Source organism: Virgibacillus siamensis (assembly GCF_900162695.1).
Taxonomy (GTDB): Bacteria; Bacillota; Bacilli; order Bacillales; family Amphibacillaceae; genus Lentibacillus; species Lentibacillus siamensis_A.
Genome location: NZ_FUIH01000007.1, coordinates 2097874 through 2123032, shown reverse-complemented (window position 1 = coordinate 2123032; position 25159 = coordinate 2097874). Strand labels below are relative to the sequence as shown.

Genomic DNA, 25159 nt, shown 5'->3' with positions numbered 1-25159 from the left:
ACCTGAATATGCAGCATTCCGCGATGATAACATCCCATAATCCGACGGTGGCGGAGGTGGATCTTCACGCATTTCACCGCAACGTACAGCAGCTGCGAAAGCTTACAGGAAATGGCAGTATGCTGATGGCAGTCATTAAGACAAATGCCTATGGACATGGTGTTGTCCCAATTGGAAAAGCGGCTGTAAATGCCGGAGCTGACCGACTGGGTGTGACTGGTGTTGAGGAAGGTGCATTATTGAGGGAAAGCGGAATTAATGTGCCAATCCATATTTTAAGCTCTATCACATTGGAACAGGCAAGTGATGTAATGGAGTATGGACTAACCCCTTTTGTTGCTTCTAAAGAGCTTGCAGAAAAAATCAGTACCGTAGCCGAAAAACAGCATACAACCGTTCCTGTGCATGTCAAAATTGACACAGGGCTGCACCGATTTGGCATTGATCCGCAAGATGTATTGTCATTCTGCGAAACATGTTATTCGCTGCCGGGTATACGCTGGGAAGGCATTTACACGCACTTTTCCAGTGCAGATGAAGGAGAATGGAAAAAGACAGAACACGAATATCAGTTGTTTCTGGATACGGTTTCGGAACTTGAAAATTACGGTTTCCACTTTCCGGTCAAACATGTGGCTGCATCGACCATTACGATTGAACGACCTGATATGCATCTGAATATGGTCCGTCCCGGAATTGCCCTATTCGGATATCCGCCGGCACCTCGTCAAAAAAAGATAGTAGACTTAGAACCGGTTATGCGTCTGCAATCCAAACTTGTTCGGGTTCGGGAATTGCCGCCGAATACACCTGTCGGATACGGCGGCAGCTATATAACCAAGGATACGGAAAAAATCGCTGTTGTCCCGATTGGTCTTGGAGATGGTTATCACCGGGCATTATCAAATAAAGGACAGATGATTGTCAGGGGAAAGCGGGCACGTATTGTAGGAGCTATCGCACTAGATCAGACGCTTATTGATGTCAGCCATATTGAAGGCGTAACTGAGGGTGATACGGTTACCATTATGGGAAAACAGGGTGATAAGGAAATTTTTGCACCGCAAATTGCTGATTGGATGAATAGTAACGTGGATGAGGTTCTATCCAGTCTGATGCAACGAATTCAACGGGAATATAGCTGATTCAAAAGGAAGGGGGCTTGACATGGATTTTCTATCGATTGTACCACCGATTGTAGCTGTTGTTCTGGCTATTGTTACAAAACGGGTTTTGCTGTCGCTGTTTATCAGTATTTGGGTCGGCGGGCTGATTGCGGCAGGCGGCGACCCGTTTGAAGGTGTGGGAATTACATTTACCTGGATGAAAGATGTTATGATTGATCCATGGAATGCACGTTTTCTAGTAATGACAGCATTGCTTGGTACCGGTGCAGCATTTATGTTCAAGACTGGTGGTTCGGACGGTCTTATTAAAATGCTGGATAAAAAACTGACGACAAATAAACGTGTCCAGCTTTTGCCCTATATTTTAGGGATTGTCATCTTTTTTAATGATTACGTAAATTCGGTCATTGTCGGTAACGCTTCTAAGGACATAACAGCCAAGCATAAAATTTCACGTGAAAAACTGGCCTACATATTGGACTCAACGTCAGCCCCAATGGCAACTATTGGACCAGTCTCAGATTGGATCGGTTTTCAGGTTTCATTGATTGCGGCTGCATTTGCCGGAATCGGCCTGGTTGGGGCAGAACCATATTTTGTATTTTTACAATCAATTCCTTGGAATTTTTATGCGATTCTTTGTTTGCTTGCCGTCCCCATGATAATCGCCATGCGGGATTTTGGTCCGATGGCAAAAGCGGAACATCGTGCACAAACGACCGGGAAGCTGATACCGGATGGTTCGACGCCTTTGTCTTCAGTTGATGAAGACCTTGGCGAGCCGTTTAAAAAAGAAGGCAGTGTATGGAACTTTATTATTCCCCTTGTGACATTGATTGCAGTCAGTGTTTGGGGATTGTGGTTTACAGGCGGAGGTGCTGAAGGGAAGTCCGTTATGGAAGCCCTTGCAGATACCGATGTCGCTGTTTCCCTGACATGGGGTGCATTTGCGATGACACTGGCAGGAATGATCATTGCGCTTTTTCAGGGGATGGATTTAAAAACATGTGAAGATACCATTTTAGGCGGAATCCGAACAATGCTTCCAGCGTTAATTATCATCGTGCTGGCTTGGTCAATCGGGATCGTTACCTCGGAACTTGGGACTGCAGAATATGTTGTCAGTGCAACAGAAAGCTGGATGACAGCAGCACTTATTCCTTTTCTCGTTTTCATCATAGGGATGTTCATATCCTTTGCGACCGGAACGTCATGGGGAACGATGTCCATTCTGACACCAATTGCGATTCCGCTTGCTTACAGTTTCGGCGGTGTTGACCTTGTGCAAATCGTGATTGGTGCTGTGTTCGCTGGATCCATTTTCGGTGACCATGTTTCACCGATTTCCGATACGACTGTTATGGCTTCCATCTTTGCCGAATCGGACCACATTGCACACGTGAACACACAAATTCCTTATGCGCTCATTCCCGCAGGCATTGCAGCACTGCTGTTTCTGTCCTACTCTCTTATTGAAAACAGTATTGTAATGCTGATTGCTGGTATTATCATACAATTTGTAGTAATTCGTTATTTGGGAAGACGCAACAAACAGAAATATATGCGCGAGGAGAAATTACAAGCCTGACAATACGCTGAAGTTTTGAGGAGGCATTTATGAAAACAATCAATATAGCATTGATTCCGGGAGATGGAATCGGCCCGGAAGTCGTCGAAGAAGGAGTTAAGGTATTAAAAGCAATTGAGCAGCTTGATGATCGTCTATCATTTTCATTTACTTCTTTTCCGTGGGGATGCGAATATTATTTGCAGGAAGGAAAAATGATGGCTGATGATGGGATTGAACAGCTTAATCAGTTTGATGCTATCTATTTGGGGGCTGTCGGGTACCCCGGTGTACCGGACCATATTTCACTGTGGGATTTATTACTGAAAATCCGTAAGCAATTTGATCAGTACGTGAATTTGCGTCCGATAACGCTTTTGAATGAAGCATTAACCCCGCTGAAAGCACGTACAGAGCGGGATATTGATTTTTTGATCATCCGCGAAAACAGTGAAGGGGAGTACGCGGGTGCCGGTGACAGGCTTTTTAAAGGAAAGCCCGAAGAAGTTGCATTGCAGACGGGAGTTTTCTCCCGAAAAGGAACGGAACGGATTATCCGTTATGCTTATGAAGAAGCACGAAACTCCGGTAGAACTCTGACAAGCATCAGCAAGGGGAACGCACTGAATTATTCAATGGTTTTCTGGGATGAGGTTTTTGAAGAAATTGGAAAAGAATATCCGGATGTTGAAACCTATTCGTATTTGGTTGATGCAGCCAGTTTATATTTCGTTAATGATCCCGGCGGATTCGAAGTTGTTGTCACATCCAATTTGTTTGGGGACATTTTAACTGACCTTGGTGCCGCACTAACGGGCGGACTTGGTTTGGCAACGGGGGCAAATGTGAATCCGGAAAAGAAATTCCCATCAATGTTTGAGCCTGTGCACGGTTCCGCCCCGGACATTGCCGGCAAAGGAATTGCAAATCCGCTCGCTGCAATCTGGTCTGTAAGTCAACTGCTCGATTTTTTTGATGAAGATAAATGGGGCGCAGCAATTCTTTCGTCCATTCGCGACATCATTAACGAAAAAGAGATACTGACGCCTGACTTGGGCGGGAACGCTTCCACCGCTGATGTTGGCGACAGGATTGTTGAACAATTAAAAAGTAAATAAGATTAATTATAATAAAGGATAGCCTATTTTAGGCTATCCTTTCGTTTACTCCATTCTATTTAAAGCATGATCTCCCAGCTGCATGATCACCATGTCATCCATCGGAGGGTTGTGAATTCCGGCACGGACGTCACGATAGTAGCGCTGGAGCGGATTTTTTGCTGATAAGCTACGTGCACCGGTTACACGCATTGCGAGGTCAACGACTTCAACTGCCTGGTTCACAACAGAAACTTTAACAGCCCCCAACTCAGCTTTCATCGATGCCCGCACTTTGTCACTGCTGGCATCCCATTTGGCAGCCACACTGTACAGAAAACCGGAACTTTGCATGATACGGAGTTCCATTTCACCAAGTTTTTCCTTTACATTTGGCAATTCTGCTATCGTGCCCTTAATGCTGTTTGGAGAATATTCTGCTGCGAATTTGGTGGCATACTCCTGAGCGGCTTTGGCGATTCCAAGGTAGCATGCTGGAATATGAAGGAGCCAACCAGCAGGAGCTTTCTTACCCGGAGTCAAATAACCGATCAAATCATCTGCAGCAACACGAACATTTTCCAGGACAAGATCATGGCTGCCACTAGCTTTCATGGCTACAGAATCCCATGTTTCATCAACATGTACCCCATCCAGTTCACGTCTGATCAAAAAGTTACCTACCTCATCAGAATCTTCGATGGTCGCACTGACCACAGCGTATGAAAGGATTGGTGCCATCGTCGTGAATGTTTTTCTGCCGTTAATGATCCAGCCGTCACCGGATTTTGCAGCAGTCGTTTCCGGTTTGCCGCCGCGTGTCGGACTTCCTGTAGCCGGTTCAGTGGCAGCATTGTTCATTAGTGCGCCGGTTTTTTTAACATCATCAGCAAAAGCCTGGAATTTTGTATGATCCCAGCTTTCATTTTCACCGGTGTGCTTTGTGATGCCCATATGCCATCCGATAGAAAGGGCAGTTGCACCGTCCGCCTGCGCAATTATTTCCTGATGCTTGAGCATCTCACATAAGGAAATCCCCATGCCGCCGAATTTTTTCGGAATAGTCAAGGCCGGATAACCAATATCCTTCAAGTCATTGAAATTATCAAAAGGGAATGTTCCTTCCTTATCATGAATTTCCCCGCGCTGTTTAAACGGCTTTACCGTTTCCTTCATCAGCTCAAGACGCTCTTCCATCGTATTTAAATCAGTTAATGTTGTCATAAAACTTCACTCGCTTTATTCCAATTATTTTTGTCGGATTTACAAGTCTATTATTCCATTATGGTCACCAGAGTTCAAGAAAAGAAACCGAGGCATATTTGAGTCACCTGATTAATGTATTGTATGAATTACCATAGAAATTAATTTCCAAATTTTTCTGTAAGGAATTCGTTTGCTATACTTAAATTATGCAGGGTTGTCAATCTTCAATACCAGTGTAAATAATTGAAACGTTAACCTTTGTTAATTCATGGTCTCGTAAGACTAAAAGAGGTTCACCTCCCATGGGAGGCACCGACTTATTGAAACGGAAGAATTGAGACACGTGACATTACTATTCAAAAGTGTTGATGATTAAATTGAATTGGATTAGTTGGAACGCCGTATGAGGTGAAAGTCTCACGTACGGTGTGAACGAAGGGAAAAGAGGGCGATAACGTCAAACTCTTACCTATTCGTATAAATAAATCCTGACACCTAATTCTGTGGAGACGGGTCACAATGTTGAATAACAGCAAAAGATTTGTAAAACTGAAATTTAAGTCGGAAGGTACTTTTGCACAAAAGCAACAGTTTGGTGTTTTCTTTTTTAGAAAAATCGGGTATACTATATATAAGAGTTCATATAATAATAATACCGTAGACGCTGTAACGCCTACGATATAATAGACCGAACCCCAACAAGAGGGGCGGCGCAAGAGCGAAAATGATCCCTCAATTGCCCATCATGAACTGCACCCTGTCAAGTAGACAGTAAAAATAATAAAAAATAAGTTAAGCGGCTTTGGTTCTATATTCATAAGGGCTAAGGTCGTTTAGATTTTCTTGATAACGTCTACGATTATAAAATTCGATATATTCCTCAATTGCCTTTTCCAATTCTTCGAAGGAATTATACGTGTTTAAATAATACTCTTCCGATTTTAATGAGCCCCAAAAGGATTCCATCGGACCATTATCAATACATCTGCCAACGCGTGACATACTTTGCGTCATGCCTGCTTTTTCAAGTTTTCGTTTAAACGTTTTGGAAGTATACTGAAATCCGCGATCGCTGTGCAATATTGGTTTAGCTTTGGGTTCTGCTTTCACTGCCTTATCAAAGGTTTCAAAAACCAATGGATTATTATTTGATCGACTTAATACATAACTGATAATCGATCCGTCATATAAGTCGCGAATTGCACTTAAATAGGCTTTTGAACCCTGTCCATACTTGAATTCAGTAACGTCCGTCACCCATTTCTCGTTTGGCATGTCAGCCGTAAATTCACGGTTTAATGTATTTTCGGCAATGTGCTGAGGTGTAGATTTAATATAGGGGTTTCGTTTCCTTCTGATAACTGCTTTGATACCGACGAGTCTCATGAGCCGGTAAATTCGTTTGTGATTATATTTACGTCCCAGTCGACGATTGATATTCATCTTCATCCGACGATAACCGTAAATACCATTGTGTTCTTCATGCACGGCGTATATTTCGGTGAGAAGCACTTTGTTTTGCTTTTCCTCTGCAGTAGGTATCCGATTCAGCCATTTATAGTAAGATGAACGCACAATCCCAGCCACTTCACATAAAAGTTTAATCGGAAAACCTTCATTCTCATGTAGTTCCTTGATTGCTGTAAATTCTCTTTCCAATCGAACCCTGCTTAGTGATCCCTCCTTTCGAGTTCCTTCAGCTTTTTTAGAAAAGCATTCTCCGCTCTCAGCCGTTCATTTTCCTTCTCTATCCTTTTGATTTCAAATTTTGTTTTTTCTTCAGGCGTCAGTTCTTCTTCTGTTTTGTTTCTTCCACGACCGTCCTTTAGACCATCCGCACCCCTAGATTCGTATTTCCGCACCCACTGATATACCTGCTGATAAGATACCTTATACTGTTCGGCCGTGCTTTGATAATTCTTACCTCTGGAAAGACAATCCAATACAATATTAATCCGTTCGCGCCATTCTGTCTCTCTTCCTTTGGCCATAGTATTTGTCCGCCCTTTCCTGTTTACGTTCATTACACTATGACCATTATACTTTTTAATCCATTGCCTTAAAACTCTTGGATCGGAAATCTCATATTTTCTTACTATATCCCTTAAAGAATATTTGCCAGATTCATAGTCTTTAATTGCTGAGCGTTTTAATTCCTCTGGGTATCTTTTCTTTGATCTAGCTTCCCGAAGCCCGTTCATACCATGTTTATTGTATTTTTCTTGCCAAGCTTTTATCGTTTGATGATGCACGTGATAAAAGGAACATATTTCATTTAACGAATACTCCCCCGATTCACACGCATGTAAAATCTTAATTTTTTCCTCTGAAGGACGACTCCTTCTTTTGTACATGAAAATACTCCCTTTAAAATAAACAGATTTTTATTTTTTAATCTGTCTACTTTAAGGGGAGCATATCAATCAAGCACACGAGGGGTTATTTTTTATGGTCAGACATTATAAACGCAACTAACATCCCGAAGGATATCATAAGCGCTAATACATTTGTCATGTCCATAGGCAACACCTCCCTTCTCGGAAGTGTCCAAAAAGGTCAATCGGTGCGCCACCCCTACATGCGAAGCCAGTCTATTGTATTTTATTATAACATATTGTTGTTATTTATACTGTATTTGGTAGGCAGTTTTTTGTCTTCTTCTTATATGGTATAAAATCATTGTTCAGTAAACGCGCACGGTAGCTTAAGAAACTGGATTTGACTATGCGGCAATGGGGTGCCATTCCTTAACAATGGATAATGCCAATATCGCATATAAGGATCATTTTATTGAACAAGAGTATAGATAATGGACAGTTGTAGTCCCAACAAAATTGTGGTATATTCATGTGCTAAACAAAAAGACGGGGATAAGGGGGTGAATTAATTGCCGCCAATGGATGACGTTTCAAATTCAACATCTATAAGTGATGAAGAACTTCAAACTGTTACGGTTGGGGAGCGTAAACCCCACAATGCCACCATTACTCTATTGGAATATGATTCACGCTGGCCCAAATTATTCGATAGAGAAGCTAAGCGAATTCGTTCAGAACTCGGGGATAGGGCATTACAAGTGGAACATGTAGGATCAACGTCAGTACCAGAGCTTTGTGCAAAACCAATTATCGATATTCTTTTGGTTGTAACAGACTCTGGCGATGAATCGAGCTTTGTCCCTAGCTTGGAGAAAGCTGGTTACACGCTACGTATTCGGGAACCCGAGTGGTTTGAACACCGTATGTTCAAGGGGCCTGATACAGACATTAATTTGCACGTATTCAGCAAAGGGGCATCACAGGTAGATCGTATGTTGCGTTTTCGTGACTGGCTACGTACCAACAATTCTGATCGGGACAAATATGCACGCGTCAAGCGCAACCTGGCAAAGCGTGAATGGCGACACGTGCAACATTACGCTGATGCCAAAGACTCAATAGTTCAAGAAATCATGGATCGAGCAAAAGCCAAAGAATAGAACGTTTGACATTACCTAGCCCTGTTATTGAAAGTCACAGGGCTAGGTAATGTCAATTTGAATATCTGCTAGTGAAACAACCTTTGTTCTTTAATCGGGTGCTTTTCTCTAAAAAAGAATACCCCTATATTGCATATAATGGCCAAGGATCAGGACAGAGGAAATAAGATTTTATTATTAGAATAAATGCTAAAGGAAAGTTAAAAAAATTCTTTAAACCTCTTGGGCTAGTGATATAATAGAACTATGCAATAATCGCGTTTTCCTCAAGGGAGGTCGGCGCATTCCTGTCGGTTGTAGTGTCGTACGATACGCTATAACGGAAGGGGGTGTTGCCTATGTCTGTTTTTGAGACAATGGTTCTAATGATCGCTTTCGCAACACTGATTGTGACGATTTTAGACCATGAAAAATAGACCTCCCTTAGTTTACCAGGCTAGTGAGGTCTATTCCTTACTTGCGCTGACCCCTCTTGAAGGGGAGCGATTCATTGCTGACCGAAGATATTAGCGTATCTTCGGTCTTTATTAATTTATGTCTTATTCCTATTTCTATGTTTATTATAACACGAAAAAACGGTTTGCAAACAAAAAAAATCAATGTTTTTGTTACCTCTCGTACAACGAGTTCACAGTTTAGCGAAATTATATAAACAACTTATGCGAAGCCAGTCTATTTTTTATACGGTGCCCGACAGCACATCGTTATTTATTTATCTGAATCCTGATTGTTCTTTTTTTCTTCAACTGGTATCATTTCTTCAGATGTTTCCACGCCTTCTTTCCACCATAATGCATCTTTTGGATTTTCGACGGCTTCTTTAAATTCGGATTTGGTAGCAACTGTTGGATAAGAACCTTTCAGGGATTTTCCTGATGTGTTAGTGAAAAAGAATGCTGTCACTAAAAATCCGATGATACTAATGACTGTCAGGTAGAATCCGGGTGCTAAATTACTTCCAGTTTGGTAAACAAGCCAAGTTGCAACCAATGGGGTAGTCCCGCCAAATAATGAAACGGAGACATTGAATGTTACGGCTAATGTACGATAACGGATATCGGTTGTGAACATCGTTGGCAGTGTTCCAGGCATTGTGCCTTCATAAGTTGAAAGCAGGACACCCAGAATCAGGATACCTAAAGAAACAAATATCAAAGAATTTAAATTCAAAAAATAAAAAGCGAGTACAGATAATAGTGTTAATCCGCCCAATCCAATTAGGAATACGGTCTTGTTTCCGATATTATCACTGAGCTTTCCAAACATCAGAGCAAGCGGCACCATAATAACCATTATAATTGTAATTATGATGGTCCCTGTTGTACTGGATAAGCCAATAATCTCGTCCAAGTATGAAGGCATGTATGATAAAAGCATATAGTTTGTAATATTAAAGAACGCGACAGCTACAAAACATACAAGGACATCTTTTTTATGATTTTTTAAAATGGACAGGAAGCTTTCCTCCTCGCTCTCATCATCGGAAAGTTCATTTTCAAAAATCGGCGTTTCCTCTAATCCTTTCCTGAGATACAACCCAATAAGCCCTAAAGGTAATCCGAGCAGAAACGGTATTCTCCAGCCCCATGAGGACATCTGTTGATCAGATAAAAAGATAAAGAGTGAACTGGCAAGCAAGGAAGCCAATATAAAACCAGTGAGCGTGCCAATCTCCAATCCGCTTCCCAGCATATTGCGTTTATTGTCCGGAGAAGATTCTGCAATATAGACCATTGCCCCTGCGTATTCGCCACCAGTTGAAAAACCCTGAATAATTCTGGCTACTAATAGAAGTATAGGCGCCCATATACCTATTTGATCATACGTAGGTAATACACCAATTAGAAATGTGGAAAAAGCCATTACAATAATCGTGGTAGTCAAGACAACTTTTCTTCCCGATTTATCACCGATTTTTCCAAATATAACACCGCCTAGCGGGCGCATTAAAAAAGCAATCGCAAATGTTGCAAATGTGAACACTAATTTAAGCTGATCATTCTCAACAGCACTAAAAAAGGTTTGACTGATAATAACGGCTAAATATGAATATAAACCGAAATCAAACCATTCCATAGCGTTTCCTATGCCAGTAGCATACACGCTTTTCTTCGTTTGTTTAATATCTACAACGTTAATTTTTTTCTTGTTAAATCTCATTTTATACAGCAACTCCCTTAACATGGTATATATAAGTTAAACCCGCTTTGAAAATTTTGCGCTGCCGGGTTACTTTAGAGATACACCACGTAAATGTGGATAAGAAAATTTCTGGTTTTATTATGTACCTTCTTTGCCTTTTTTATGAAAAGTTTATTTGATGTAAAGGGGGCTCTTTGAATTTTTTTCAATTGAAGAACAACTTGGTGTTATGAAGTATTGTTATACTGATTTCCAGTCACTATTTTTAGGGGGTAGATCAAATGCAAATGCCTGTACATATTGTTGCAGCACTAGGTTTTGTAGAGAACGATCACGAAGAAATATTGATCGTTAAGGAACGCCGAAGTGGTGAGTGGGTTTTTCCCGGTGGTCAAGTGGAGGCTGGTGAAAATCTGATGGATGGATTAATTAGAGAAGTGAAGGAAGAAAGCGGCATTGATGTTGAAATCTCCCATCTTACTAGCATTTATTCGAATACTGGAACATACAAAGGACATAGCGGTGTGAAAATAGTACCTGCAAAAGTAATGTTTGATTATGTATGCAAGCCCATAGGTGGAGAACTATCTTCTTCAGATGAAACATCGAATAGTAAATGGGTGAAAAAGAATGAAGTGCTGGATATGGTAACTTCTCCCGCGCTCAGAACAAGATTCCAAGCTTATTTGGAATTCGAAGGTAATATTTTTTATATGGATTACGTAACAAAACCGGAATTTGAAGTGAAACTTAAAAGAACAATTTAATGATTATGATTCGTTGACCCCGGTAAAAATCAAACGGAAGGCAGCAAACACGAAAAATTCAGCTATGAAAAGGAGGGGCTGGGACATATCAAAAACATGTAATTCAAAAGACGAACAATGAGGGATTTTCCGGTGCAGCTATACGCTCCATTTTCAGTAAATTTGTTCGAGTTTTCTTTTGGATAAATCACTTTTGTCCCAGCCTCTTCTTATTTCCCTACATTTCCAATTCAAAATCCTTTACGTACGCTTGTGGAGTCATAATCGCCTTGCCGTCAAACTTATTAAGCGAATCGCCGTTCCGGACGCGGTTAGGTGTATTGGGTTGTGCGAGTGCTTGGCGGGCAATTCCGATAAAGTCAGCTTGATTTTGTCTCAAAACATTTGCAGCCTTTGATGGATCACTTAATTTTCCGCATGCGATAACAGGCTTGTCCGTGAACTTCTTAGCAGCTTCTGACATCGTCATTGTGTCTTCGCCGAACCCTGGTGTAGCCGCGTCATCATCCGAGATGTGTATATAATCGACATTCGTTTTCCCGAGCTCAGAGAAGATGATTTCCGCATCCTTTTCGCCGCCCGGCCATTTGTAGCTGCCGTTCGTTGCTTTCAGTTGGGAAATCCTGATGCCCAGAATTATGTCAGTTCCAATTGCTTTTCCTACTTCCTCTATTACTTCTTTGAGAAGACGAACGCGGTTTTTAACACTGCCGCCATATTGATCTGTTCGATGATTGCTGATTTCAGATAAAAATTCATCCAGTAAATAACCATTTGCTCCGTGTAATTCAACGCCGCTAAATCCTGCCTCTTTCGCAAGTTCCGCCGAACGAATGAAGCCCTGTTTCACTTTTTCAATGCCCTCTAAAGTTAATTCTTTAGCTGTTGGAAAGGGGCCGCTGCCGTAGTATACTTCCACTTTATCTACTGACGGAGAAAAAGCGGAAGGTGCAACCGTAACATCTGTATGGCGGTTCCCCTGTGTTTGGGCCCCTCCGTGCATCAGCTGTGCAATCATTAACGCCCCATGCGATTTTACACTTCTCACAATTGGTGCCCAAGCTCTTGCATGTTTTTCAGTGGCCAGCCCGCCTTGGTATTTATAGGCTTGGCTATGCTCTGTGTCGGGATATACCCCTTCAGTGATGACCGCCGCGAATCCTCCTTTCGCAAAACGTTCATAGTATTTGTGCACGCGTTCATTCGGTGTACCATCTTCTTCTGAGCTGACGCGTGTCATCGGAGCCACAATATATCGGTTTTTTAAAGTTTGCTTTCCTATGTTGCCTTGTGTAAATAGTTCTTCCATTATGATCACCTTGCTTTCACTCATTTCTATTCCACCGCAAGTTTAAACTATTTAAAATTGATTTGCCATTATTGGGCACTGAGTGAGAACATGGTGTTAATATTCATTTCAAAACGTCTTGGATTCATGGAAGAAGGAAAATATGAGGATGAAATTGTTTACGGACTTTTAATTGAAGACTGGGGTAACTAATTATTCTTTATTCCGGTTATAGTCGGACAATTTGCTGCTATACCAATATAAAGTGGAACCTCTAATTAGTCAGGTTCCACTTTATACAGGTATATTTTCCATGGTGATGCATTTGTCGTGAAGCTTCGTTCAAATATTAAATCGTTCTCCCGGTGGTTCTTAATCGGAAGGGCAGACAGTACGTAGTCGCCGCCAAGATTACGCAGTGCTGCTGTGTTGATGTTCAGATGATCAAGTACTTTATTACTGTCCTTTGTAAACAAATAATGTTTGCCGAGTTCCGCAACGTACATGTAAAGTCTGCCGCCCCATGTATCAAAATAGTTTTCCAGTGTCGCGTTTTTTTCCAGTTCCGGTGCGATGATTTTTCGGAACTTGTGCTTATAGGAAAGTGGAAAACTGTTGTTGTATGTATCCAATGTATAGAAACCGTTGTATTGTGCAATTGTTGGATGCGTGGCAATGCTCACTACGCGGTATTCTGATGGATCTTTCCCGATATATTCTTGAATGTCTGCAAATAAATTTTCCGAATAAAACTCAGCAAAAGTCGGGGTGCCGATAGAACTGTATTTTATCTCTTCATTGAGCCCAATCAAAATCAGCAGTTGTGCCACCAGTAATATCGATACAAGCACTTTTCCAAATGACAGATATCGCCATAGAATCCACAATGCCAGAGCAAAACAAATATACCAGATCATCGGATCAAGAAAATGGATGCGGCTGAAATTAAAGGTATTGGCAATCATAAAATTGTCTTTTATCATGCGCCAACCTTCCCAGTACCAGAATGCATACCAAAGGGAAAGCAGTGCATTGAATAAAATCAGTCCAATAAGCAGCTTTGGTTTAATCTTGCGCCAGGCGGCCACGACCAATGCCACACCAATAACAGGCAGGATGATTTTTGTATGAACCGCCATATCATGCGTATGCCCGTGAATAAAATTGTGCATAAACAATTCGAATGTTTCAGCTAAATTGTTGTGTCCCAGATTAAGTGCCTCTCTATGTGAAGTAAAACCTTCACTGAAAAACATGCTGTAAATCAATATGTAGTTTTTGACCAGATACAGCAGGGTCATGAAGGAAATGGCAGTGAAAAATGCCCAATTACTTTTCTTCGAGCGGATCCAATCTATAATCCAGATAACACCCATCAATCCAAGGAAAAATACGAATGTCAGAATAAAGCTTGAAAAGAATGGAAACAGCAATAAAATAATCCAATGATAAACAGGTGTTTTCCAGCCATGCTTGCGAAAGTTCAAAAAGAGATGCAGTGCAAGCGGCAGTCCGGCAATTGACAGTAATCCTGATGGCCAAAAAGGGAGCAGGGCAAACCCGAGTGCTGCTCCGCTTGTAATCCATATTGAATTAACTTTCCGCCGTAACAGTAGGTACATACCGGTAAACGCGACAAATCGCATCACCGTTTGCCCGACAGTATATGCCGTCATTGGTTCCAAAAGCACATTCAGCCATACCATCACATCAAACGGGGAAGCCAGCGTACTTCTTGGCAGACCATTAATGATGTTTGGCAGTGTTCCCATGGAAAAAAATTGTCCGCTTTCCACAAGAAGCTTATACCAGACAATATTAGAATCCAGGTTATCGTGAACCCGGATATGTGTATCTTCGCCAAGTATATAATAGGGCATCAAATATGCGATAATAACCAAACATGCCACTAGTATTTGTTTATGCGCTGAAATAGTTTTTAACATGGTTGACCACATAATCGACAGCCTCTTCCTCCATCCCGTAATATAATGGCAAACGGACAAGCCGTTCACTTTCTGCAGATGTGTGCTGGTCCATACCTGCCATTTTTCCAAATTTTCTTCCGGCATGTGAAGTATGCAGCGGTACAAAATGTGTTACTGCTAATATGTCACGTTCTTCCAGATAGGCAATTAACTTTTGCGCCTCGTCTGTTTTTATGTAAAACATGTGCGCATTGTGTTTACAACTGGCCGGAACAAATGGAATACCGATTTCATCGACATCACTCAGACCCTCGAAATAACGGTCCCAGCAGTTCATCCGCTCTGTCAAGATTTGTCCGGCATGCTGCAGCTGTACGGATAAATAAGCTGCATTGATATCACTCAACAGGTAGGATGAGCCAATATCACGCCAGGAATATTTATCTACCACGCCACGGAAAAACTGTTTCCGGTTTGTTCCTTTTTCCTGTAAAATTTCGGCACGTTCAACTGCATCGACATCATTAATGATTAATGCTCCGCCTTCACCACACGTATAGTTTTTCGTTTCATGAAAACTGATTGTGCCAAAGTGACCGATTGCACCAAGTGGTTTTCCTTTATACGTACTCATTAATGCTTGTGCTGCATCCTCAATTACCCATAAAGTTTCCTTTCTGGCGATATCCATAACGGCATCCATATCACAGGATATACCTGCATAATGGACGACAACAATGGCTTTTGTCTTGGAAGTGATAGCGGCTTTGACGGCAGAAGGGGATACATTCATGGTTGCCGGGTCAACATCCACAAACCGTATCGAAGCCCCTCTCAGTGCAAATGCGTTTGCAGTTGAAACAAATGTATAGGATGGCATAATAATTTCATCTCCGGGTCCTGCATCAATCAACAGCGCTGTCATTTCCAGGGCCGCAGTACAGGAAGGGGTGAGGAGTGCTTTCTCACATTTTAGCTGCTGCTCAAGCCACTCCGCACATTTTTTGCCGAATGGACCATTACCGGAAAGTTTCGTTTGTTGCAGTGCTTCTTTAATGACTTCTTCTTCACTTCCTACATAACATGGTTTGTTGAACGGAATCATAATACGATCACCTCACAATGATTGACTGGTTACAATAATGCCCGCTACAATCAGAGCTAATCCGATAACTTTTTGAACCGTCACCGGATCCCCAAATAAAAACACCGATAACACAAAAACAAGTACAAATGACAGACTCATAAATGGATAGGCATAGCTGATGTTAAATTTTGTCATAGCGGCCATCCAGAATAATGATGCAATAAATGCGGACAGGAACCCGGATAGTATCCATGGATGAAGCAGCAGCTGCACGAGAAATATTAATTTGTCGGACCAATCCTGTGGCAGGCTGCCTGCCTGATCAATTTTCCATTTCAGAATCAATTGACCATATACCGTAAAAAAGATGGTTGCAAATATATAAAAATAACCCATGACTACACGCCCGGACCATTCATTTTATGATAGACATCAATGGTTTTCGAAAGCTTGAATCCGAGTGCCTGGAACAAATTCAGTGATGCAACGTTCGCCGCTGAAATAGAGGTGCGAAGCTGATCATATCCAAAGGTAAACTGTTTCTGACATCCCTGGCTGGTAAATGTTTTTGCAAGCCCTTTTTTCCGGTATTCTTGTGTGATGCCGAGAAGCAGAACTTTATCCTGGTCGTAAGCGTAAAACCCTACTGTCCGGCCATGATCTTTTAATGCAAAAATAGAATCATTCTTAATGAGGTCATTTACCCAGTTTGCGTAGCGTAAATCGGCCAGGTTATCAGGTATGTGAAAATCACGGTGAAATCGCCCGTGCATAAAGGCTTCATTAGCAATTTGCAATATTTCATCAGGATCGTAATCCTTAGAAATGGAAGTTCCTTCTTTATAGAAGATATTCAGGTTTTCCCGCTGGCAGACAGGTTCTATTAACGTGTCCATATAATAAAATCCGTGTTTTAATAACAGTTCAGGACTTTCCAGCGGATTGACTTTTAATGTGAAGTGTCCTTCAAGATTGTCGGTTTTTTGAAGGGTTGTTTCGGAATAATCAAGTACTTCGTAGGTGTTGATGTTGAAATTCCGTTTATCCCATGGCGTCTCTCTGAGTGTTTCCATACCATCATCTCCGTTCTTTTAAGTCTTCTGTCGTATCGCGTATCAGATAGAGTGGACGTCCTTTAGCCTCATTAAACACTTTTCCGAGATAGAGTCCAAGAACACCGAAATTGAAAAAAATCAATCCGCCTATAAAGTAGATGGAGACCATTACACTGGTCCACCCCTGAACCGGTTGTGCCAGGAAAAAGTATCGAATAAACAGATACAGCCCATAAATAAAAGAACCTAGGGCTATTAAAAATCCAAACTGAATGGATAATCGGAGCGGTTTATTCGACTGGGAAATAATTGCATCAGTTGCAAGGGTGACCAGTTTTTTAAGATTATAGGAAGTCTTACCTTCTTTACGGGCACTGTGTTCAACACGAACAGTTCCGGTCTTGTAGCCCATCCATTGGATAAACAGGGGGAAGAAGCGGTTTTGTTCCCGCATCCGCCGGAAACCTTCCACGACTTTTTTGGAACTGATGCTAAAATTGGCTATCGTATGATCCGAAGTTCGCCCGGATAAATAGTCATATACCTGGTAGAACAGTTTTGATGTATGCCGTTTGAACCAGTTATCCTGTCGTATGGTCCGGTTGCCGAATACCACTTCATATCCTTCGAGTGCTTTTTGGTAAAGGTTTTCAATTTCCTCGGGCTGATCCTGAAGATCGCAATCCATGACAACAATCCAGTCTCCAACCGTATAATCCAGTCCGGCGGTGATGGCGTGATGTTGACCAAAATTTCTTGCCAGATCAATACCTTTAATCCGCTCATCGCTGGCAGAGAGCTGTGTAATAGTTTCCCAAGCATTGTCAGGGCTTGCATCGTTAATTAAAATGATTTCAAAATGGGCTGGTATTTTTTCAATCGTTTTCGTAACACGGCTGCATAGTTCCTTCAGACAAACCTCACAGCCATAAACCGGTACAACGACAGAAATTAAAGGGTAACTTGATCCCATTTGTTTACATACCATTCAACAGTTTTTCGCAATCCGGTTTGCAGGTCGGTTACCGGTTTCCAGCCCAGTTCATTCCGTAATTTTGAATCGTCTACTGCATAACGCCGGTCATGGCCAAGCCGATCCATGGCAAATTTGATTAATTCCTTATAACTGTAAGTCTCCGGTTTCAGATGATCTAATATATCGCATATAGTGATGGCGAGTTCCATATTTGTTTTTTCATTTCCGCCGCCGATATTATACGTTTCCATCCGATTGCCTTGATGATAAATAAGGTCCAGGGCTTGACAATGATCGTTTACATACAGCCAGTCTCTGATGTTTTGCCCGTCTCCGTAAATGGGAATGGAACTTCCTTTCAACGCGTTGGAAATAACCGTGGGAATTAACTTCTCTTCATGCTGCCGTGCACCGTAATTGTTGGAGCTTGAAGAAATAATGACATTCATTCCATAAGTGGCCCCGTAACTGTTGACCAGTAAGTTTGCCCCGGCCTTTGATGCACTGTAGGGGTTGCGCGGGTTGTACGGGGTGTCTTCATTAAATTTCCCATCATTACCTAAAGATCCGTATATTTCATCGGTGGAAATATGGTGAAACCGCCGTTCAGTCAATTCACCTTTATCCCGCCAGGAATTACGCGCAGCCTGCAGCAATACATTCGTGCCTAACACATTTGTTTCAACAAAGGATGATGCATTTTTGATGGATCGATCAACATGTGATTCAGCGGCAAAATGGATGACACCTGTAATGTCAAATTCGGTAAATATACTGTTCACGAGCTGCTCATCTGTAATGTCACCCCGGATAAAACGGTAGTTGTCCAACTGTTCCACCTGACGTAAATTATTAGGATTCCCGGCGTAAGTGATCTTGTCCAGATTAATAATCCGGCAGCCTGGATGTTTTTCCATAAAATAAGTAATAAAGTTGGACCCGATAAATCCGGATCCACCTGTTACAAGAATTGTATTATTCATTTTCCACCAGTCCTAACATTGGATTTCGGTCAATTTCTTCCCAGTATTGCTCTGTATGTTTTCGTTTGGCGATTTCAATTAAATAGCGGCCATAGTCGGTTTTTTCCATTGCTTTACCTTTTTTAAATAATGCATGCTGGCTTATATAGCCCATATAGTAGGCGATTTCTTCAAGACAGGCGAGTTTGAATCCTTGACGTTGTTGGGTGATTTTCACAAATTCTGCTGCTTCAAACAGTGATTCATGTGTTCCCGCGTCCATCCAGGCAAAACCTCTGCCAAGAAGCTGAACATCAAGCTGTCTTTTTTTCAGGTATTCATTATTCAGGTCTGTAATCTCCAATTCGCCGCGCTCCGACGGTTTCAATTGTTTGGCTATCGTAACTGCCTGGGAATCAAAAATGTACAGCCCGGTAACAGCGAAGTCGGATTTTGGATCAGTGGGCTTTTCCTGCAGTGATACAGCTTTTTGGTTGTGGTCAAATTCAACAACCCCGAACCGCTCCGGATCCTTTACCCGATAACCGAACACTGTTGCATGGTTATGGTTTTCCAATGCGCGCCGGAACAAAGTCGTGAATCCCTGTCCGTAAAAAATATTGTCGCCGAGAATCAGCGTGATATTGTCATTCCCGATGAAATCTTCTGCGAGGATAAATGCTTCCGGGATGCCGTTTGGTTCGGTCTGTTCCATATGGGTCAGTTTGATGCCAAATGCTGTTCCATCACCAAGAAGTTCTTCAAAGCGCGGTCTGTCCTGAGGTGTACTAATGATCAGAATGTCCTTAATCCCACCGAGCATAAGAACGGAAAGTGGATAATAAATCATCGGCTTATCAAATACAGCAAGAAGGTGTTTGTTTATACTGTCTGTGCTCGGTGATAATCTTGTGCCGCTTCCGCCAGCAAGTATGATACCTTTCATGGGAACCATCCTCTATTATTGGTAATAAATTCATGAAAATAAACCTTTCCATATATTCTATTACCGTTTTTCGAGTAAATAATCTTACAATTCGATTTCAATTTAATTACTTTCTTTATTTTACAAATTGTTCGAATGGGGTATATAAGTAGAAACAACATGTGCGATTCAGATGTGAAATCAACTGGTATGAAAGGTTTGCATCTTCCGGGAATATGCTAAAACAGGATCACAGAAATGGAGGGTAAATATGGGACAAAAAATTGGCGTACTCATTTTGCATGGTGCAGGGACTCCGGAACGTGATTTTGCCGAAAAAATGATTCAACAGATTTCGGGTGACTTCCGGGATAAATGCGGAACTAACCGGGTTGACCTGGAATTTGAACCTGTTTTCTGGTCATCCGTATTTGCACAGGAGCAGCAGCAGCTTTGGAAAAGTATGCAGCATGATGCAGACTTGGATTATGGATGGCTCAGGCAATTTGTGATTACATTTTTATCAGATGCTGTTGCCTACCAGCCTACAAGCGCGGGCGGACAAAATTATGATAAGGTGCATACAGTTGTCGCAAAATCAATTCGTCAGTTGAAAGAGCGGGCGGGTGAAACGGCGCCGCTTTGTGTCATCAGTCACAGTCTGGGTTCTATTGTGGCAAGTAATTATTTTTATGATTTGCAGTACAGAAGAAGCAACATACGGGCATTAACGAAACAAAATTCTGATGATACACCGATAGAGAATTGTGAAACGATGGCATTGTTTTATTCGCTGGGCAGTCCAATGGCTCTTTGGTCTCTCCGTTATATTGATTTCGGGTCACCAATCACAGTACCATCACCCCATATGACAGATCATTATCCTGGCATCACCGGGGAATGGCTGAATTTTTATGATAAAGACGATATTTTGGCTTATCCGCTTAAAGGACTTAATGATGCTTATAAAGAAGCAGTGACTGAAGATGTTGAAGTGAACGCCGGCGGACTGCTGACAAGCTGGAATCCGCTGTCCCATGCCAAATATGATACAGATGGCGATGTGATTTCAAAGATTACAGATGGCCTGCTTCGTGTATGGAAAAATGTTAATGCCAGTCGATAACAGATTGTACTCCCTCGTTTTAGCAGGATTTCCGGCAGTATACACCGAAATATACATGAGCGCCTATAAAACGGGGGGAGAAGTACAATGGAGACTGCGGCTAATCGGGTAATTAAACCAAGGCCAAAGCGCAATAAGAAAAAAATAACGCTGATCACACTTGGAATCATCCTGATCATTGGACCTATTCTTATATTTTTTGTAAATGCTTTTATTAATCGTTCAATAGCACAGACGGAAGGAACGATTAAGCTGTCTGCCCTTCATGATAAGGTTACCGTGATAACGGATGAAAATGGGGTTCCACATATTAAAGCAGCAAATGCTCATGATTTATACATGGCACAAGGATATATCCAGGCACAAAGCAGAATGTTCCAAATGGAGCTGTCACGCAGACAGGCTTCAGGCACATTGAGTGAAGTTGTTGGCGAGGCAACAATAGAACAGGATAAGTATTTCCGGACACTCGGTTTAAGACGTGCTGCGGAAAGGTCCTATAAAATGTATTCCAACGAAAGCAAGCATGTATTGCAATGGTTTAGTGATGGTGTAAATGCATATATTGATCAGGCTAAAGCAAATAACAGTCTGCCTGTTGAATTCACACTGCTCGGAAAGGAACCGGATAAATGGACACCGATAGATTCACTCACGATTGGGAAATACATGGCTTTTGATCTTGGCGGGCATTGGGAACGTCAGGCATTTAATTATTATGCCCTAAACCATTTTACTCCGGAAAAAGCATATGAATTGTTTCCGAAGTATCCGGAAAACAAACCGGCTATAATGGATGAAACACAGGTCAATATTGCCCAAAGTTTTACACATGCGGTTATTCCGCATGCATATAACGGCAGTAACAATTGGGTTGTCAGCGGCGAAAAGACCAAATCCGGCAAGCCGCTTCTGGCAAATGATCCGCACCTTGGGTTTGCCACGCCATCGATATGGTATCAAATGCACCTGGAAACGCCGGAAATGAATGTAAGCGGGGTTATTTTTGCCGGTGTACCGGGAATCATTCTTGGTCATAACGACGAAATCGCCTGGGGTGTGACCAACACGGGCCCCGATGTGCAGCAGCTTTATCTTGAAAAACGAAATCCGAAAAATGAACATGAATTTTTATATGAAGGCACATGGGAAGAGGCGAATGTTATCCAGGAACCCATTCATGTAAAAGGCGGTGAAACCATTAAGTATGAGGTCGTCGAAACCCGTCATGGTCCGGTTATTTCCGGATTTGCCAATAAGAGCGCCCGGGACATGGTACTTTCACTAAGATGGACGGCACTTGATCCGACGACAGAACTTGCTGCCATTTTGGATATGAACCGGGCATCTAATTGGTCCGAATTCGAAAAAGCACTGGAAAAATTTCATGCACCCGCACAAAATTTTGTTTTCGCATCGAAAAAAGGAATGATTGCGTTTAAAGCGAACGGGAAAATACCAGTTTATGAGGATGGGAATGATGCGCTGCTTCCACTGAAAGGGTGGAAAGCGGAAAATAACTGGAAAGGATTCATCCCATTTGATGAACTGCCAACAGTCGTTAACCCGGAAAAAGGATTTATTGCGACGGCAAATAATAAAATTGTCGGTGCTAACTATCCATATCATATTAGTAATGTCTGGGCACAGCCGTACCGGTTTGAACGAATTACGGAAGTACTGAAATCAGGTGATCATTTTACGGCAGACGATATGATGGCATTGCAGATGGATCAGATGAATTTACGGGCAAAAGAGTTTGTTCCCGCTTTTTTACAAGTACTTGAAGCTGAAGATCTGTCTGATACGGAAAAACAGGCGTTAACATTATTGCAGGACTGGAATTACAAGGACAATAAAGCGGCACCGCAACCGCTTTTATTTCATCGCTGGATGGAGGAAATAGAAACAATTTTGTATGAAGATGCCATTCCGGAAGACATCATGGAGTTGTTCGGCGGAAAAGGTCAGACGACAGATAATATACTGCGAAGGGGGAATAAGTCCGATTGGATAGAGGATAATGGCGGTATGCAAAAGGTGCTCCATCAATCATTGAAAAATGCGTTGGAGGAACTCACCACTGTATATGGCAGTGATCTGATGGCCTGGAAATGGGGCGATTATCATAAGGTCCAGTTCTATCATCCACTTTCATCGGTAAGTCCGGTTCTGGAATTCTTCTTCAATCGAGAGGATCCGATTCCTGTTGGTGGAAGCAGTGTTACGCCAATGGCCGCAAGTTACAATCAGGAAACGGGAATTGTTGATCATGGTGCATCATGGCGTTTTGTAATCGATACGAACCAAATGTGGAAGGGATACCATATTGTTGGTCCCGGTCAGGCCGGGCATTTCAAAAGCAAGTGGTATCACGATCAAATGGATAACTGGGTTAATGGGAATTATCATATTACGAAAACGAAAGGCATGAAAGGGAACCGGCTTATATTAATGCCATAAGCTTTACCACACATAAGATTACATTCGAACTGTCAGGCAATGATTTCGCCGGGCAGTTTTTTCTTTTTGCAGGAAATGGATAATATTCTATCTTAAGATACATCCTAACGATATATAATTTGCAAAAGGGTGGTATCGTAACATGGACGTAGCAGGGATCCTGATTGTTATCGGCTTCATTGCGGCAGCGTTAATTATATTGATTTTACTGGCGATTGGAATTCGATTGTTTGTGGAAGACCGGACACAGCGGCAGCATCCGGTATTGCGCAACTATCCGGTATTGGGTCGTATTCGTTATTTCCTGGAAAAAATCGGACCGGAGATGCGTCAGTATTTTTTCGATAATGATCGGGAGGGAAAACCATTTTCAAGGAATGATTATCAGCATATTGTAAAAAAGGCAAAATATAAACGGGATGTCATGGGATTTGGTTCGCAGCGGAACTTTGAGGAAGAAGGTTATTATGTTAGGAATTCCATGTTTCCGAAACTGACGGAAGAATTGAAAATGGATCGTGAAACCAAGCAGACTACCGGGCGTTACTTATTAATTAAAGACCCGTTATTTACGCAGCGGACCGAGGATTGGGAGGAAGATGAATCACCTGTTTACCTGCTTGATGAGGATGACACCATCATCATCGGGGAGAATTGCCGATACCCATTTAAGGTAAGAGGTCAGATTGGTATGTCTGCGATGAGTTATGGCTCATTGGGTGATCGGGCAATAACAGCACTTTCCGAGGGACTGGGAATCGCCAAAGGTGCTTGGATGAATACAGGAGAAGGCGGACTTTCTGAATATCATTTAAAAGGCAATGTCGATGTTATTATGCAAATCGGCCCCGGAATGTTTGGTGTCCGTGATAAAGAAGGTAACTTCAATTGGGATGAATTGTTGGAAAAAAGTAAAATCCCCCAATTAAAAGCATTCGAAGTGAAGCTTGCGCAAGGGGCTAAAACACGCGGCGGCCATCTCGACGGGGAAAAAGTTACCGAAGAGATTGCCAGAATCCGGATGGTGGAACCGTTCGAGTCAATTGACAGTCCAAACCGTTTTCCTGAATTTGATGATATTCCGTCACTATTTGGGTTTATCGGAAAAATTCGTGAACATACGGGAATGCCGGTTGGAATGAAAATTGTTGTCGGCAGTCATATGGAAGCAGAAGAATTGGCAAAAACAATAAAGGAACTCGGAACAGGGCCGGACTTTATCACTGTAGACGGAAGTGAAGGCGGAACCGGTGCCTCATACCAGGAATTGGCAGACAGTGTCGGACTCCCGATTCGTTCAGCACTTCCGCTTGTAGACTATTCTCTGAAAAAATATGGTGTACGGGATCAAGTGAAAATTTTTGCATCCGGGAAGATGTTTTCACCTGACAGGGTGGCCATCGCCCTTTCAATGGGTGCCGACCTTGTAAACATAGCACGCGGCTTTATGATTACGGTTGGGTGTATTCAAACACTTAAGTGCCATTCCAATGTATGTCCAGTCGGTGTCGCAACAACAGACCCGGATCTGCAACGAGCACTTGTTATTGATGAAAAAAAATACCGCGCCGCCAACTATCTGATTACAATGCGAAAAGGTCTGTTCCGTATCGCAGCGGCATCCGGGCTAAACTCCCCGGTCCATTTCAGCAAGGAACATATCGTGTATAAAGATGATAAAGGCAAAACATGGTCACTCGACGACATTTATGAATCAATGGTACAGGACCATGGAAAAGGGAGTGCAAATGCATAATGAATCAGGCCCCAGTTCAACTGGGGTCATTTTTAAAGTTTCTATAAATCTTCCTGTAAAACATGCGAACTCCTGCCCAAATGTGCGAAGTCCTCACTGAAACATGCGAATTCCCCCCTAAGTGTGCGAACTCCTTATCGAAACAACAGTATCATATAGTTGATGAAGTGTCGTTAATTTGTTTAAATAGAGATATTATTTTAACGATT

Annotated in this window: 20 protein-coding genes; 9 read left to right on the top strand and 11 right to left on the bottom strand. The window is 42.1% G+C overall.

Annotation, left to right across the window (positions count from 1 at the left end; translation table 11 throughout):
* Positions 1-8 precede the first annotated feature (8 nt).
* The 3 genes from alr to B1K71_RS14410 are packed head-to-tail and all read left to right on the top strand — an operon-like array spanning position 9 to position 3812.
* Positions 9-1145 (top strand): alanine racemase, encoded by a 1137-nt coding sequence (gene alr, locus B1K71_RS14420; protein ID WP_077328251.1) that lies wholly within the window; start codon positions 9-11, stop codon positions 1143-1145.
* 22 nt (positions 1146-1167) lie between these two features.
* Positions 1168-2715: a Na+/H+ antiporter NhaC family protein gene (locus tag B1K71_RS14415; RefSeq protein WP_077328249.1), complete on the top strand. Its 1548-nt coding sequence runs from the start codon at positions 1168-1170 to the stop codon at positions 2713-2715.
* Between the two features lie 29 nt (positions 2716-2744).
* Complete coding sequence (locus tag B1K71_RS14410) at positions 2745-3812, top strand: tartrate dehydrogenase (protein ID WP_077328247.1); 1068 nt, start codon at positions 2745-2747, stop codon at positions 3810-3812.
* A 45-nt stretch (positions 3813-3857) separates the two neighbouring features.
* Here B1K71_RS14410 and B1K71_RS14405 read toward each other — a convergent pair whose 3' ends face one another.
* The gene (locus tag B1K71_RS14405; protein ID WP_077328245.1) at positions 3858-5015 is read right to left on the bottom strand and encodes an acyl-CoA dehydrogenase family protein; all 1158 of its coding nucleotides are present in this window, start codon (positions 5013-5015) and stop codon (positions 3858-3860) included.
* Positions 5016-5789: 774 nt separating this feature from the next.
* Positions 5790-7351, bottom strand: a protein-coding gene (locus B1K71_RS20420; RefSeq protein WP_428848847.1) for an IS3 family transposase whose coding sequence is annotated in 2 segments (ribosomal slippage) — positions 5790-6694 and positions 6694-7351 — 1563 coding nt in all. Because the reading frame shifts where the segments join, the coding sequence is not laid out codon by codon here.
* Between the two features lie 542 nt (positions 7352-7893).
* Here B1K71_RS20420 and B1K71_RS14390 point away from each other — a divergent pair.
* Together B1K71_RS14390 and B1K71_RS20415 are read left to right on the top strand one after the other, a co-directional pair.
* On the top strand, positions 7894-8475 hold the full coding sequence (locus B1K71_RS14390) for a GrpB family protein (protein ID WP_077330269.1): 582 nt from the start codon (positions 7894-7896) through the stop codon (positions 8473-8475).
* Positions 8476-8813: 338 nt separating this feature from the next.
* The gene (locus tag B1K71_RS20415) at positions 8814-8891 is read left to right on the top strand and encodes a putative holin-like toxin (RefSeq protein WP_428848874.1); all 78 of its coding nucleotides are present in this window, start codon (positions 8814-8816) and stop codon (positions 8889-8891) included.
* 292 nt (positions 8892-9183) lie between these two features.
* Here the strand turns inward: B1K71_RS20415 and B1K71_RS14385 are convergent, their stop codons facing one another.
* Complete coding sequence (locus B1K71_RS14385; RefSeq protein ID WP_077328243.1) at positions 9184-10635, bottom strand: MFS transporter; 1452 nt, start codon at positions 10633-10635, stop codon at positions 9184-9186.
* 263 nt (positions 10636-10898) lie between these two features.
* Here B1K71_RS14385 and B1K71_RS14380 point away from each other — a divergent pair, with 263 nt between their 5' ends.
* On the top strand, positions 10899-11384 hold the full coding sequence (locus B1K71_RS14380) for an NUDIX hydrolase (RefSeq protein ID WP_077328241.1): 486 nt from the start codon (positions 10899-10901) through the stop codon (positions 11382-11384).
* A 217-nt stretch (positions 11385-11601) separates the two neighbouring features.
* On the opposite strand, the gene B1K71_RS14375 is transcribed toward B1K71_RS14380, so the two are convergent.
* The 8 genes from B1K71_RS14375 to rfbA all read right to left on the bottom strand — a co-directional run bounded on the left by B1K71_RS14375 (position 11602) and on the right by rfbA (position 19626).
* Positions 11602-12717 (bottom strand): NADH:flavin oxidoreductase, encoded by a 1116-nt coding sequence (locus tag B1K71_RS14375; RefSeq protein WP_245799286.1) that lies wholly within the window; start codon positions 12715-12717, stop codon positions 11602-11604.
* A 233-nt stretch (positions 12718-12950) separates the two neighbouring features.
* Entirely contained in the window at positions 12951-14630 is a 1680-nt protein-coding gene (locus tag B1K71_RS14370; RefSeq protein WP_077328239.1) for a DUF6044 family protein, read from the bottom strand.
* A complete protein-coding gene (gene rffA, locus B1K71_RS14365; protein WP_077328237.1) occupies positions 14593-15705 on the bottom strand; it encodes a dTDP-4-amino-4,6-dideoxygalactose transaminase in 1113 nt (370 codons plus the stop codon). The genes B1K71_RS14370 and rffA overlap by 38 nt, the downstream gene beginning before the upstream one ends.
* 12 nt (positions 15706-15717) lie before the next feature.
* Positions 15718-16083, bottom strand: coding sequence for an EamA family transporter (locus tag B1K71_RS14360; protein WP_077328235.1), 366 nt, complete (start codon positions 16081-16083; stop codon positions 15718-15720).
* 2 nt (positions 16084-16085) lie between these two features.
* A complete protein-coding gene (locus B1K71_RS14355) occupies positions 16086-16760 on the bottom strand; it encodes a GNAT family N-acetyltransferase (protein ID WP_077328233.1) in 675 nt (224 codons plus the stop codon).
* A gap of 4 nt (positions 16761-16764) precedes the next feature.
* Positions 16765-17715 carry a glycosyltransferase family 2 protein gene (locus B1K71_RS14350; RefSeq protein ID WP_077328231.1) on the bottom strand — a complete coding sequence of 317 codons (951 nt, stop codon included), beginning with the start codon at positions 17713-17715 and terminating at the stop codon, positions 16765-16767.
* Entirely contained in the window at positions 17694-18701 is a 1008-nt protein-coding gene (gene rfbB / locus B1K71_RS14345; protein ID WP_077328229.1) for a dTDP-glucose 4,6-dehydratase, read from the bottom strand. Before rfbB ends, B1K71_RS14350 begins: the two co-directional genes overlap by 22 nt.
* Positions 18694-19626 (bottom strand): glucose-1-phosphate thymidylyltransferase RfbA, encoded by a 933-nt coding sequence (rfbA, locus tag B1K71_RS14340; protein ID WP_077328227.1) that lies wholly within the window; start codon positions 19624-19626, stop codon positions 18694-18696. Before rfbA ends, rfbB begins: the two co-directional genes overlap by 8 nt.
* A gap of 250 nt (positions 19627-19876) precedes the next feature.
* Here rfbA and B1K71_RS14335 point away from each other — a divergent pair, with 250 nt between their 5' ends.
* The 3 genes from B1K71_RS14335 to B1K71_RS14325 all read left to right on the top strand — a co-directional run bounded on the left by B1K71_RS14335 (position 19877) and on the right by B1K71_RS14325 (position 24950).
* The gene (locus B1K71_RS14335) at positions 19877-20731 is read left to right on the top strand and encodes a chemotaxis protein (protein ID WP_077328225.1); all 855 of its coding nucleotides are present in this window, start codon (positions 19877-19879) and stop codon (positions 20729-20731) included.
* Between the two features lie 87 nt (positions 20732-20818).
* Complete coding sequence (locus tag B1K71_RS14330; protein WP_077328223.1) at positions 20819-23194, top strand: penicillin acylase family protein; 2376 nt, start codon at positions 20819-20821, stop codon at positions 23192-23194.
* A 142-nt stretch (positions 23195-23336) separates the two neighbouring features.
* Positions 23337-24950 (top strand): FMN-binding glutamate synthase family protein, encoded by a 1614-nt coding sequence (locus B1K71_RS14325; protein WP_077328221.1) that lies wholly within the window; start codon positions 23337-23339, stop codon positions 24948-24950.
* Positions 24951-25159: the final 209 nt, after the last annotated feature.

Bases quoted from the DNA above. Each gene is read 5' to 3' on its own strand.
- B1K71_RS14355 (WP_077328233.1), bottom strand. From the start codon at position 16,760: ATGGAAACACTCAGAGAGACGCCATGGGATAAACGGAATTTCAACATC.
- B1K71_RS14370 (WP_077328239.1), bottom strand. From the start codon at position 14,630: ATGTGGTCAACCATGTTAAAAACTATTTCAGCGCATAAACAAATACTA.
- rfbA (WP_077328227.1), bottom strand. From the start codon at position 19,626: ATGAAAGGTATCATACTTGCTGGCGGAAGCGGCACAAGATTATCACCG.
- B1K71_RS20415 (WP_428848874.1), top strand. From the start codon at position 8,814: ATGTCTGTTTTTGAGACAATGGTTCTAATGATCGCTTTCGCAACACTG.
- B1K71_RS14330 (WP_077328223.1), top strand. From the start codon at position 20,819: ATGGAGACTGCGGCTAATCGGGTAATTAAACCAAGGCCAAAGCGCAAT.
- B1K71_RS14360 (WP_077328235.1), bottom strand. From the start codon at position 16,083: ATGGGTTATTTTTATATATTTGCAACCATCTTTTTTACGGTATATGGT.
- B1K71_RS14390 (WP_077330269.1), top strand. From the start codon at position 7,894: ATGGATGACGTTTCAAATTCAACATCTATAAGTGATGAAGAACTTCAA.
- rfbB (WP_077328229.1), bottom strand. From the start codon at position 18,701: ATGAATAATACAATTCTTGTAACAGGTGGATCCGGATTTATCGGGTCC.
- B1K71_RS14380 (WP_077328241.1), top strand. From the start codon at position 10,899: ATGCAAATGCCTGTACATATTGTTGCAGCACTAGGTTTTGTAGAGAAC.
- B1K71_RS14375 (WP_245799286.1), bottom strand. From the start codon at position 12,717: ATGAGTGAAAGCAAGGTGATCATAATGGAAGAACTATTTACACAAGGC.
- alr (WP_077328251.1), top strand. From the start codon at position 9: ATGCAGCATTCCGCGATGATAACATCCCATAATCCGACGGTGGCGGAG.
- B1K71_RS14405 (WP_077328245.1), bottom strand. From the start codon at position 5,015: ATGACAACATTAACTGATTTAAATACGATGGAAGAGCGTCTTGAGCTG.
- B1K71_RS14325 (WP_077328221.1), top strand. From the start codon at position 23,337: ATGGACGTAGCAGGGATCCTGATTGTTATCGGCTTCATTGCGGCAGCG.
- B1K71_RS14335 (WP_077328225.1), top strand. From the start codon at position 19,877: ATGGGACAAAAAATTGGCGTACTCATTTTGCATGGTGCAGGGACTCCG.
- B1K71_RS14415 (WP_077328249.1), top strand. From the start codon at position 1,168: ATGGATTTTCTATCGATTGTACCACCGATTGTAGCTGTTGTTCTGGCT.
- B1K71_RS14385 (WP_077328243.1), bottom strand. From the start codon at position 10,635: ATGAGATTTAACAAGAAAAAAATTAACGTTGTAGATATTAAACAAACG.
- B1K71_RS14410 (WP_077328247.1), top strand. From the start codon at position 2,745: ATGAAAACAATCAATATAGCATTGATTCCGGGAGATGGAATCGGCCCG.
- B1K71_RS14350 (WP_077328231.1), bottom strand. From the start codon at position 17,715: ATGGGATCAAGTTACCCTTTAATTTCTGTCGTTGTACCGGTTTATGGC.
- rffA (WP_077328237.1), bottom strand. From the start codon at position 15,705: ATGATTCCGTTCAACAAACCATGTTATGTAGGAAGTGAAGAAGAAGTC.